Annotated in this window: 14 protein-coding genes; all 14 read left to right on the top strand. The window is 36.5% G+C overall.

Translation table 11 applies throughout. The features are described 5' to 3' along the window. The first annotated feature begins 296 nt into the window (after positions 1 to 296). The 14 genes from ABUA27_RS05390 to ABUA27_RS05325 are packed head-to-tail and all read left to right on the top strand — an operon-like array spanning position 297 to position 11,613. The gene (locus ABUA27_RS05390; RefSeq protein WP_129981382.1) at positions 297 to 836 is read left to right on the top strand and encodes a biotin transporter BioY; all 540 of its coding nucleotides are present in this window, start codon (positions 297 to 299) and stop codon (positions 834 to 836) included. 13 nt (positions 837 to 849) lie between these two features. Then, complete coding sequence (gene acpP / locus ABUA27_RS05385; protein ID WP_006504254.1) at positions 850 to 1,080, top strand: acyl carrier protein; 231 nt, start codon at positions 850 to 852, stop codon at positions 1,078 to 1,080. Between the two features lie 44 nt (positions 1,081 to 1,124). Then, positions 1,125 to 1,553 (top strand): acetyl-CoA carboxylase biotin carboxyl carrier protein, encoded by a 429-nt coding sequence (gene accB, locus ABUA27_RS05380; protein ID WP_117458890.1) that lies wholly within the window; start codon positions 1,125 to 1,127, stop codon positions 1,551 to 1,553. Position 1,554: 1 nt separating this feature from the next. Next, entirely contained in the window at positions 1,555 to 2,916 is a 1,362-nt protein-coding gene (locus ABUA27_RS05375; RefSeq protein WP_349820372.1) for an acetyl-CoA carboxylase biotin carboxylase subunit, read from the top strand. Then, complete coding sequence (accD, locus tag ABUA27_RS05370; protein ID WP_349820371.1) at positions 2,909 to 3,769, top strand: acetyl-CoA carboxylase, carboxyltransferase subunit beta; 861 nt, start codon at positions 2,909 to 2,911, stop codon at positions 3,767 to 3,769. The genes ABUA27_RS05375 and accD overlap by 8 nt, the downstream gene beginning before the upstream one ends. 9 nt (positions 3,770 to 3,778) lie before the next feature. Further along, the gene (locus ABUA27_RS05365) at positions 3,779 to 4,717 is read left to right on the top strand and encodes an acetyl-CoA carboxylase carboxyltransferase subunit alpha (protein WP_349820370.1); all 939 of its coding nucleotides are present in this window, start codon (positions 3,779 to 3,781) and stop codon (positions 4,715 to 4,717) included. Then, positions 4,710 to 5,630 carry a beta-ketoacyl-ACP synthase III gene (locus ABUA27_RS05360; protein WP_129980512.1) on the top strand — a complete coding sequence of 307 codons (921 nt, stop codon included), beginning with the start codon at positions 4,710 to 4,712 and terminating at the stop codon, positions 5,628 to 5,630. Before ABUA27_RS05365 ends, ABUA27_RS05360 begins: the two co-directional genes overlap by 8 nt. Before the next feature lie 10 nt (positions 5,631 to 5,640). After that, on the top strand, positions 5,641 to 6,576 hold the full coding sequence (locus ABUA27_RS05355) for a nitronate monooxygenase (protein ID WP_129980513.1): 936 nt from the start codon (positions 5,641 to 5,643) through the stop codon (positions 6,574 to 6,576). Beyond that, a complete protein-coding gene (locus ABUA27_RS05350) occupies positions 6,573 to 7,610 on the top strand; it encodes an NAD(P)H-dependent flavin oxidoreductase (RefSeq protein WP_349820369.1) in 1,038 nt (345 codons plus the stop codon). Before ABUA27_RS05355 ends, ABUA27_RS05350 begins: the two co-directional genes overlap by 4 nt. After that, on the top strand, positions 7,607 to 8,530 hold the full coding sequence (gene fabD, locus ABUA27_RS05345) for an ACP S-malonyltransferase (protein WP_349820368.1): 924 nt from the start codon (positions 7,607 to 7,609) through the stop codon (positions 8,528 to 8,530). The genes ABUA27_RS05350 and fabD overlap by 4 nt, the downstream gene beginning before the upstream one ends. Beyond that, the gene (fabG, locus tag ABUA27_RS05340) at positions 8,517 to 9,269 is read left to right on the top strand and encodes a 3-oxoacyl-[acyl-carrier-protein] reductase (protein WP_129980516.1); all 753 of its coding nucleotides are present in this window, start codon (positions 8,517 to 8,519) and stop codon (positions 9,267 to 9,269) included. Before fabD ends, fabG begins: the two co-directional genes overlap by 14 nt. A 10-nt stretch (positions 9,270 to 9,279) precedes the next feature. After that, positions 9,280 to 10,530, top strand: coding sequence for a beta-ketoacyl-ACP synthase II (gene fabF / locus ABUA27_RS05335; protein WP_129980517.1), 1,251 nt, complete (start codon positions 9,280 to 9,282; stop codon positions 10,528 to 10,530). Then, positions 10,517 to 10,945, top strand: coding sequence for a 3-hydroxyacyl-ACP dehydratase FabZ (gene fabZ, locus ABUA27_RS05330; protein ID WP_129980518.1), 429 nt, complete (start codon positions 10,517 to 10,519; stop codon positions 10,943 to 10,945). The genes fabF and fabZ overlap by 14 nt, the downstream gene beginning before the upstream one ends. Beyond that, positions 10,945 to 11,613, top strand: coding sequence for a biotin--[acetyl-CoA-carboxylase] ligase (locus tag ABUA27_RS05325; protein ID WP_349820367.1), 669 nt, complete (start codon positions 10,945 to 10,947; stop codon positions 11,611 to 11,613). The genes fabZ and ABUA27_RS05325 overlap by 1 nt, the downstream gene beginning before the upstream one ends. Positions 11,614 to 11,634: the final 21 nt, after the last annotated feature.

Genomic DNA, 11,634 nt, shown 5'->3' with positions numbered 1-11,634 from the left:
TGAATGATATCGCATCGTTCATCGAGCCCTGAAATCTGTCATTCATCAAGTTTTTCATAAACTTTTGACTCTACCTTCTTATCTCTATTATTCTCTTTTTTATGCCATTTATCAACATATTTGACTTAAATGTAAGTGCTTGTTCTATTAGTTTTAATTTCAAACTAGTATATTTGTTGTACAATTATGGCGCTTTTGTCATATTTATTGCTAATTTATTTGATTTTTAAAATCAAAGGTCTATAATGCAAGTCAAGGAATAGCTTGATATTCCAAGTAGTGAAAAGGAGAATGATATGAAATCTAATGTTTCAAATCTAGTCAGAGACGCATTAATGTTAGGAGTACTGATCTGTTTATCACAGATTTCTGTGGCATTGCCTACAGCTGTTCCTATCACATTGCAAACCCTGGCCATCTATCTCATTGCGTGTCTTATGACACCAAACCATGCATTCTATACAGTGCTTTGTTATTTGATTATGGGAGCTATTGGTCTTCCAGTATTTAGTAATTTCAATAGTGGTATGGGTGCTCTTATAGGTCCGGCAGGAGGCTTCTTATTCAGTTTTCCTATTATGGCATTAGTTATGAGTACTATTATTACTCATAACCGTTCAGTTAAGGGACATATTCTTGCCATGATTATTGGAACAGCTATTACTTATGGACTTGGAAGTATTTACTTCATGTATACAATGAAAGCAGCACTTCTAAGTACATTAATGACTTGTGTATTACCATTCTTACTTGGTGATGCACTAAAGATTGCAGTCAGCTGCATGATCGCATTTAAATTAGAAAAGATTGTATTAAAAAAGACAGTATTGTCATAAGGAGGATATAAACATGACAACATTTGATAAGGTAAAAGATATTATTGTAGATTCACTTAGCTGTGATGAAGAACAGGTGACATTAGAAGCATCTTTAAAGGATGATCTTGATGCAGATTCATTAGATGCCGTTGAATTAATTATGGCTGTAGAAGATGAATTCGATGTACAGATTCCTGATGAAGAAGCTAACAAAATGGCTACTGTAAAGGACATTGTTGATTACTTAGAAGCAAATGCTTAATTTTTTAAATAAATAGTTTGAATTTCAAAGAAAGAAGGTTTTCTATGGATTTAGTCAGAGAGTTGATGGAAGCTTTTGAACAAGCTGATATCGATAAGATGAAAATTGAAATGGAAGGCGTGAAACTTGAACTTGAAAAGAGTCAACAGGTGCAGGTAACTGCACCTGTCACTGTATCTAGTGAAAGTGCGCCTGTTGTTGTACAAGAAGTAAAGGAAGAAAAACCAGTTATTAGTGGTACTGAAGTAAAAGCCCCTCTTGTAGGAGTTTATTATTCTTCACCTTCCCCAGATGATCAGCCTTTTGTCAAGGAAGGGTCAAAAGTCACTAAGGGACAGACATTATGTATTATTGAAGCCATGAAGGTCATGAATGAAATCAAAGCACCTGTAGATGGTACTGTCCGTTCTCTATTAGTGAAGGATGAAGATTTAGTCAGCTTTGATCAGACTTTAATGATCATTGAGGAATAGTATGTTTAAGAAGATTTTAATTGCGAATCGTGGAGAAATCGCTGTTCGTATTATTCGTGCATGTAAAGAGATGGATATTTTAACGGTAGCCATTTATTCTACGGCTGATCAGAATGCATTACATGTACAGTTAGCGGATGAAGCAGTATGTGTCGGTGGTCCTAAGAGTGCTGATAGTTATTTAAATAAGGAATCAATTATTACTGCAGCTGTTGAGACAGGATGTCAGGCGATTCATCCAGGTTTTGGTTTTTTATCTGAAAATAGTGATTTTGCAAGACTTGTAGAAACCTGTGGACTGAAGTTTATTGGTCCTAAGGGTGATGTTATTGATGCGTTAGGTAATAAGTCTAAGGCAAGAGAAATGATGATTGAAGCAGGTGTTCCTGTCGTCCCAGGATCTAATGGTTCAGTCAATACATATGAAGAATTAAAAGAAATTGTCAATAAGATTAGTTATCCTGTGCTTATTAAAGCAAGTGCTGGTGGTGGAGGACGTGGTATGCGTAAGGCCTTTAGTGAAGATGAACTAGAGAATGCCTTTATGACTGCCAAGGCAGAAGCCAAAGCATGCTTTGGGGATGATGATATGTATGTAGAGAAACTTGTATTGAATCCTAAGCATATTGAGTTCCAGATTTTAGCGGATGAGCATGGCAATGTGATTCATTTAGGTGAGAGAGACTGTTCTATTCAAAGACGTAATCAGAAGATGATAGAAGAAGCACCATGTAAGGTACTTGATGCATCTTTACGTTTGCAAATGGGTGAATCTGCAGTCAAAGCTGCACAGGGTGCTGGTTATACCAATGCTGGAACTGTTGAGTTTGTTTTAGATGAACACAACAACTATTACTTTATTGAGATGAATACGCGTATTCAGGTAGAACACCCTATTACTGAAATGGTCACTGGTATTGATCTCATTAAGCAGCAGATCCGTATTGCATCAGGTTTACCTTTAAGCTTTAAACAGGAAGATATTACTTTACAGGGTCATTCTATTGAATGTCGTATTAATGCGGAAGATCCCTTCCATAACTTTAGACCATGTCCTGGTCAGGTGAACTTCATGCATTTACCTGGAGGCCCAGGTGTTAGAGTGGATACGATGTTATATACAGGTTATACGCTCCCTACTCAATATGATTCAATGGTCGCAAAAGTGATTGTCCACGCCCCTACTCGATTAGAAGCAATTAAGCGTATGAGACGCGCTTTAAGTGAGCTTGTAATTGAAGGTATTACAACTAACCAGACATTACAGTTCTACATCCTACATCAGCCTGATTATATTAAAGGACATTTTAATACAAGCTTTATTGAAACACATTTAGATGAGATGGTGAGTGAAAATGGATAGTATCTGGAAGAAAAGAAAACAACAGTTACAGGACTTTCGTCGTTATTTAAATAAAGACAACAAAGTCAAGAAACAGGAAGTGCCTGATGGATTATATCAGGCATGTCCTAATTGTAATAGTACAATTCGTACACTTGATTTAAAGAATCATTTACAGGTATGTCCACAGTGTGGTCATCATCTCTTCATTGATGCTTATGCACGTCTAGATGCGTTATTTGATCATGGCAAATATAAGGAATACTACACTTCTATGAAATCAGGAAATCCATTAGGATTCCCTGGTTATGAAGAAAAACTTGAGAAGTATGAATATAAGACAGGATTACATGATGGCGTTGTTGTCGCGGGTGGTCGTATTGATCATATGCGTACGATTGTCGTTGTGATGGATCACCGTTTTATGATGGCTTCTATGGGTAGTGTGGCTGGCGAAAAGATTACACGTGCAATTGAAATGGCAACAAGAAAGAAATTACCTTTGATTGTTTTTACATCAAGTGGTGGTGCAAGAATGCAGGAAGGCATCTTCTCTTTAATGCAGATGGGTAAAACATGTGCTGCATTAAAACGTCATTTAGATGCTGGACTTCTTTATATTTCTTATTTAACGCACCCTACAACAGGTGGTGTTACTGCATCATTCGCAATGCTTGGTGATATTAATATTGCAGAACCAGAAGCTTTAGTCGGTTTTGCAGGACCTAGAGTTATTGAAAGTACTATGAAGACAAAGCTACCTGTTGGATTCCAGCGTGCTGAATTCTTAGAAGATCATGGCTTTGTAGATATGATTGTGAAACGTGAGAAGATGCGTGACACATTGGCTTTATTATTACGTATGCATGCATAAGGAGGAATTATGTCTTTAAAGGAAAAGGAAGAAAAGATTGCAGAGCTAGAAAAGAAGCTTGCAGTCATTAAGAATGATAGAGAAATAGATTCCAGTAAGATTGAAGAAACAATCAATGATTATAAGAAAGAGACATATTCACATCTTTGTGCATATGATCGTGTTTATCTTGCGAGAAAACCTGAACGTTCTCATATACATGAGTTTATTGATCATGTGTTTGATGAGTTTGTAGAAATGCGTGGCGATCGTTATTTCAAGGATGATCAGGCCATTGTCGGTGGTATTGGAATGTTTAATAACATGCCAGTCACAATTATTGGACATCAAAAAGGAAGAAGTATTGATGAAAATTTAAAGTGTCAGTTTGGCATGGCAAGTCCTGAAGGGTATCGTAAAGGGATGCGTTTAATGAAACAGGCAGAGAAGTTCCATCGTCCTATTATTACTTTTATTGATACACCAGGTGCTTATCCTGGTATTAGTTCTGAAGAGAATGGTATTGGTGAAGCAATTGGTCAGAGTCTGATGATGATGAGTGATTTAAAGGTCCCTATTATTGTGATTATTACTGGTGAAGGGGGAAGCGGTGGTGCTTTAGCCCTAAGTATTGGTGATCACTTAGCCATGTTAGAAAATGCGGTTTATTCTGTTTTATCTCCTGAAGGTTTTGCATCTATTCTTTGGAAAGATGTGAAGGGAGAACGTATTGAAGAAGCATGTGAAGTGATGAAGATGACAGCAGAAGATTTATATCATTATGGGATTATTGATGAAATCATCAAGGAACCTCTAGGTGGTATGACTACAAATCCTGTCGCTGTCTATAAAAATATACGTAAGGTGATTAGAGAACAGTTAGATATTCTAGTCCCAATGGATGTAAATACTTTAATACGTAAGAGATATAACAGATATCGTAAGATTGGAGAATGGAAGAATGGATAAAGGTATTTCTGTCATCGATACAGGATATTATGTACCTGAGAATGTACTGACTAATGATGATCTATCAAAGATAGTTGATACGAGTGATGAATGGATTTATCCCCGCACTGGTATCAAGAAACGTCATATATGTAAAGATGAAACACTTATAGATATGGCTTATAAGGCATCTTTAAAGGCATTAAACAACATCAACAAAGAAGATATTGGAATCATTATTGTGGCAACAATGTCTTCTCCCTATAATACCCCTTCTATTGCCTGTCTCTTACAGGAACGTTTAGGTTTAAATAATGATGTATTTGCGTTTGATTTAAACGGGGCATGCAGTGGGTTTGTCTATGCATTATCAGTGGCACGTTCATTACTTTATACAAGTGATAAGCGTTATGCCTTAATTATTGGTGCTGAACAGCTTTCAAATCTCATTGATTGGAAAGATCGTACAACATGCATCTTGTTTGGTGATGGGGCTGGTGCTGTTGTCATAGAGAAAGAAAAGAAATTATTTTGTGATTATCAAGGATCAGAAGGCAATGAAGAAGTGCTTTATGGTTTAAAGAATGATTATTTACATATGGAAGGTAAAGAAGTATTTAAGTTTGCGACAAGAGTTCTTCCTATGTGTATAGAGAAAGTATTAGAGAAAGCATCACTTACTAAAGATGATATTGATTACTTTGTGGTGCATCAGGCGAATGAAAGAATTATTCGTCATGTCTATAAGAAAATGAAAGTAACATCAGATAAGTTTTATCTGAATGTCGATGAATATGGTAATACATCTGCTGCAAGTATTCCTCTTGTACTTGGAGAGATGAATGAAAAGAAGTTATTAAAAAGAGGTATGAAGATACTCTGTGTTGGTTTTGGTGCAGGACTGACTTATGGTGCCAATCTGATAGAGTGGTAAGGAGAAGACTATGTGGTTAAATGAAACATTAAAGATTAAATACCCTCTTATTCAGGGTGGTATGGCTAATATTGCGACAGGCGCTTTTGCGGCAGCTGTGTCTAATGCAGGTGGTTTAGGACTTATTGCAGGAGGTGGTATGTCTCCTGAGATGTTAAGAGAAAATATCCGTGAGGCAAAGAAACTTACTGATAAACCTTTTGGTGTTAATTTGATGTTATTACATCCTCAAGCAGGAGAAATGGCTGATATTGTGGTGGAAGAAAAGGTTCCTGTTGTTACAACAGGTGCTGGTAATCCAGGTATTTATATTAAGAAATGGAAAGAAGCAGGTATTATTGTGATGCCTGTAGTCCCTAGTGTTGCCCTTGCGAAACGTATGGAAAAAGCAGGTGTGGATGCCGTTATTGCAGAAGGAACTGAATCTGGTGGTCATGTGGGAGAATTGACTACTATGGCTTTAGCACCACAGGTCAAGGCTGCAGTGAATATTCCTGTGATTGTTGCAGGCGGGGTTGCGAGTGGTAAACAGCTTCTTGCAGCAGTTGCACTTGGTGCTGATGGTGTACAGGTTGGTACTATTCTTCTTGCAAGTACAGAATGTCCTATTCACCAGAACTATAAGAATGCGATTATTAAGGCAAAAGATACTGATACAACAGTAACTGGACGTATTGCTGGAACTCCTGTACGTATCTTAAAGAATAAGATGGCACGTACTTATATTAAGAAGGAAAAAGAAGGAACCGAAATGATGGAACTAGAAAAGTATACATTAGGTTCTTTAAAACGTGCTGTATTTGAAGGTGATGTAGAAACCGGTTCTTTAATGAGTGGTCAGGTAGCTGGCATGGTGCATGAAGAAAGAAGTCTTAAAGACATCATTGAAGGTTTATTTAAAGAATATGAAGAAGAAAAGAAACGTGTGATGGAGGTTCATCTATGAAAATAGGATCACATTCTTTATCTCTCCCTCTAATTCAGGGAGGAATGGGTGTTGGTGTTTCCTTAAGTTCTTTAGCTGGAAATGTGGCTAAAAAAGGAGCTATGGGTGTTATTTCTACAGCTCAGATTGGTTTTAAGAAGCCTTCTTTTCTTAAAGATACAAAGAAAGCAAATCTAGAAGCGATTGATGAAGAAATCAAACGTGCTAAAGAGATTTCAAATAATAACGGTATGGTTGCAGTCAATGTCATGGTTGCCTTAAGTGATTATGAACAGCATGTGAGACAAGCTGTAAAAAGTGGCGTAGATGCGATTATTTCTGGAGCTGGTTTACCATTAAAGCTTCCTGAATACGTGGATGAAAAAACAGCCATTGCACCTATTGTATCTTCTGGTAAGGCAGCACGTTTGATATTAAACAAGTGGAAACGTCAGTATAATCGTACAGCTGACTTTATTGTGATTGAAGGATATAAAGCAGGTGGACATCTTGGATTTAAGAAAGAAGAACTATTAGAGAATACATGTGCTTCTCTAAAGGATATTCTAAAAGATGTTAAGGAAGTTGTGAAAGGCTTTGAAGAGTTATTTAATCATGCGATTCCTGTGTTTGTCGCAGGTGGCATCTATACTAATGAAGATATTAAAGAGATGTTAGAAGCTGGTGCGGATGGTGTTCAGATGGGTACACGTTTTATTGGTACTTATGAATGTGATGCTTCAATGGAGTATAAGAATTATTTTATTAACGGTAAGAAGGAAGATATCAAAATTGTACAGTCTCCTGTTGGTATGCCAGGACGTGCTTTTATGACACCTTTTATGGAAAAGACACATCCTATTAAGAGATGTTTTAGATGTATTGCGAGCTGTGATATGAAGTCTATTCCTTATTGTATTACTCAGGCTTTAATTAATGCGGTGAATGGTGATTGTGAGAATGGTCTTGTATTTACTGGCACAAACGGATATCGCATTGACAAGCTTGTACATGTAAGTGATCTGATTGATGAATTAATGGAGGATATTGTATGAAACTCGGTTTTATCTATGCAGGACAAGGAACACAATATGTAGGTATGGGACAGTCTTTTTATGAAAATGATGAAGACTGTAAGAACCTATTAGATAATGTAAAATTAGATTTTAATTTAAAGGATATCATGTTTAATAGTGATGAAAAGACTATTAGTACAACTCGTTTTACTCAGCCTGCGATGGTAGCAGTTGCCAATATGGCTACTCTTCTTTTAAAGAAGAATAGGATTACACCTGATTATGTATGTGGTTTATCTTTAGGTGAATACAGTGCTTTAAGTGCAGCAGGTGTATTTAATCCTGAAACAGCAATCCAGGTTGTAAGAGAAAGAGGGCTCGCAATGGAAAAGGCCGCTGAAGGTGTTGAGAGTGCAATGATGGCTATTCTTGGACTTGAACGTGAGCCATTACTTAATATATGTGTTGGCTGTGATGGGTATGTTTCTATTGCGAACTATAACTGTCCTGGACAGTTAGTTATTGCAGGAGAAAAGAAAGCAGTAGAAGAAGCAGGTCAGAAGGCATTAGATCATGGTGCAAGAAGAGCTGTACCTTTAAATACAAGCGGTCCTTTCCATACAAAGTTATTAAAAGATGCAAGTACAAGACTTCATGAAGTATTTAAAAATGTTAAATTCCATGAAATGAATGTCCCAGTGATTTTCAATTGTACTGGTAAGGAATTAGAAAATTGCAGTGTACAGGATATGTTAGAGAAACAAGTCATGAGTCCTGTATATTTTGAAGATAGTATTCGTACTATGATCAATAATGGTGTGGATACAATGATAGAAATTGGTCCTGGTAAGGTATTAAGTGGTTTTGTCCGTAAGATTGATAAAAAAATCAAGACATATCAGGTAGAAGATATGGCTTCTTTACAGAAGTGTGTGGAGGCATTAAATGAAACTAAGTAATAAGGTAGCCCTTGTCACTGGAGGGTTAAAAGGTATTGGACGTGCGACAGTGATGGAACTTGCAACTCAAGGTGCAGATATTGCGTTAAATTATCGTGCAAGTGAAAAGAATAAAGTATTAGCTGAAGAATTAGTGAAAGAACTTAAAGATCTTGGTAGAGATGTATTATGTGTTGAAGGTGATATTTCTCATGAAGAGGATGTAGAAAAGATCTTCAAGAGTATCAAGAAGTACTTTGGACATCTTGATATTCTTGTGAATAATGCAGGTATTACAAGAGACCAGTTAATTTTAAGAATGAAAACTGAAGACTTTGATGCCGTTATTAATACAAATCTTAAGGGAACTTATTTATGTATGAAGCAGGCAAGTCGCTTAATGATGAAACAGAAGTCTGGTCATATTATTTCTTTATCTTCTGTCGTAGGTGTGATTGGTAATGCCGGACAGGTTAACTATGCAGCAAGTAAAGCAGGTGTCATTGGTATGACAATGTCTCTAGCAAGAGAATTAGGTCCTAGAGGTGTCACTGTGAATGCAGTAGCTCCTGGATTTATTGAAACTGATATGACAGAAGTATTAAGCGATGAAATTAAAGTTGGTTTAAAGGCATCTATTCCTTTAGGAACACTTGGACATGTAGAAGATGTTGCAAAGACAATCGCATTCCTAGCAAGTGATGATGCAAAGTATATTACAGGACAGACCATTCATGTAGACGGTGGAATGGCTATGTAAGGAGGAGCTTATGACAAAACGTAGAGTAGTAGTTACAGGTATAGGAACAATAAATCCTATTGGACATAATGTGGAAGAAACATGGAAGTCTATTGAAGAAGGTAAGTGCGGTATTGCGCCTATTTCTTTATTTGATACAAAAGATATGAAGGTCACTCTTGCTGGTGAAGTCAAAGACTTTGATGTTACAAAGTATATTGATAAGAAAGAAGCGAAAAAGATGGACCGCTTTATTCAGATGGGTATGATTGCAGCTAAAGAAGCGGTGACTGATAGTGGTCTTGATATCAACAACATTGATTCTCATCGTTTTGGAGTGATTGTATCAAGTGGTATTGGTGGTTTAGGTTCTATTGAAAAGAACTATCAGACAGCAGAAAAGAGAGGTTTTGATAGAGTATCTCCTTTCTTTATTCCTATGACTATTTCTAACTTAGCAGCGGGTCATATTGCGATTGCTTATCATGCACAAGGGTTATGTACCTGCCCAGTGACTGCCTGTGCAGGGGGTACAAATGCGATTGGTGATGCTTTTAGAAATATTCGTGATGGATATCAGGATGTCATGATTGCTGGTGGATGTGAAGCTTCAGTAACTCCTTTAGGTATTGGTGGATTTACTTCTATGAAGGCTTTAAGTGATGCCACTGATCCTAAACGTGCTTCTATTCCTTTTGATAAAGAAAGAAATGGATTTGTCATGGGTGAAGGAGCAGGTATTCTTATTCTTGAAGAATTAGAACATGCCTTAAAGAGAGGCGCACATATTTATGGTGAAATGACTGGTTATGGTGTAAGTTGTGATGCCCATCATATTACTGCCCCACTTCCTAATGGTGAAGGTGGTGCCTATGCAATGCAGAATGCATTAGATGATGCAGGTATCAGTTATGATGTGATTGATTATATTAATGCGCATGGTACTTCTACTCATTTAAATGATTTATGTGAAACTGAAGCGATTAAATCAGTATTTAAGGAACATGTATACAAGCTTGCAGTAAGTTCTACTAAAGGTCATACAGGACATTGTTTAGGGGCTGCAGGAGGTATTGAAGCAGTACTATCAGTATTAGCCTTAAAGCATGACTTTATTCCTCCTACTTTAAATTATCAGGCAAAGGATGAAGAATGTGATTTAAATGTAGTACCAAACGTTGGTGTTAAGAAAGATCTTCATTATGTGATGAGTAATTCATTAGGTTTTGGTGGACATAATGCAAGTATTATATTCAAGGAGTATGACAATGGAACTAAATAGTAATGAAATTGCGAAAATTAATCCTCATCGTTATCCATTTGCGCTTGTAGATCGTATTACTGATTATAAGCCAGGAGAATATGCGAAAGGCATTAAGTGTGTCAGTGTGAATGAAATGCAGTTTATGGGGCATTTCCCTGAGCATCATGTAATGCCAGGTGTATTGATTGTAGAAGCTTTAGCACAGACTGGATGTATTGCGATATTAAGTCAGAAAGAACATCAGGGTAAGATTGTCTTCTTTGCAGGAATCAATAAATGTAAGTTTAAAGGTCAGGTCATTCCTGGAGATGTGATGGAATTAGAATGCACACTCACAAGAATGAGAGGTAAGATCGGTATTGGTGAAGCAAAAGCAACAGTCAATGGTAAAACTGTTGTACAGGCTGAACTCACTTTTGCGATTGGTGACTAATGAAATATATAGAATTTGAAGAAATTGATTCTACTAATACGTATATTCATGATCATTATCAGGAATTAGATGATGATACAATTGTCCGTGCACATTATCAAACTCATGGTCGAGGACGTTCTAATCATATCTGGGAGGCAGAAAAAAATGAACAGCTTCTCTTTAGTTATTATATGAAACAGAACGTGGATCCTTTAAAAGTGTCTGCCATTATGGCTTATGCGATTGTGACAGTTCTAAGAATGAAACAGATCAATGCATTCATTAAGTGGCCAAATGATATATATATAAATAATCAAAAGATTGCAGGTATTCTTGTAGAGACAATTTATGAGAGTACTTTACAGGGTATTATTATTGGGATAGGGTTAAATATTAGTAAGGGTTCTTACTATTCTCTATCTGATGTGATAAATCATCCTATAGATAAAGAAAAGCTGATGTTGAATATTATTGATACATTTAAGAATATGCTTCATATGCCTTTTGCATCTTTATTAGATGGCATGAATCGTCATTCTTATTTAAGAGGTAAGACAATTCCCTATAAAGAGTATGGTTTAGTGAAATTCTTATATCTAGATGAGAATTGTCATCTTGTGATAGAGGATGAAAACAAGAAAAAACATACGATTCTCTTGAATGAATTATCATTAGGTCGTATATAATTAGTCTTCTCAAATATGTGA

Source organism: Catenibacterium sp. RTP21428st1_D7_RTP21428_210409 (assembly GCF_040227455.1).
Lineage (GTDB): Bacteria > Bacillota_I > Bacilli_A > Erysipelotrichales > Coprobacillaceae > Catenibacterium > Catenibacterium mitsuoka_A.
This window is presented reverse-complemented; position numbering and strand designations above follow the sequence as displayed.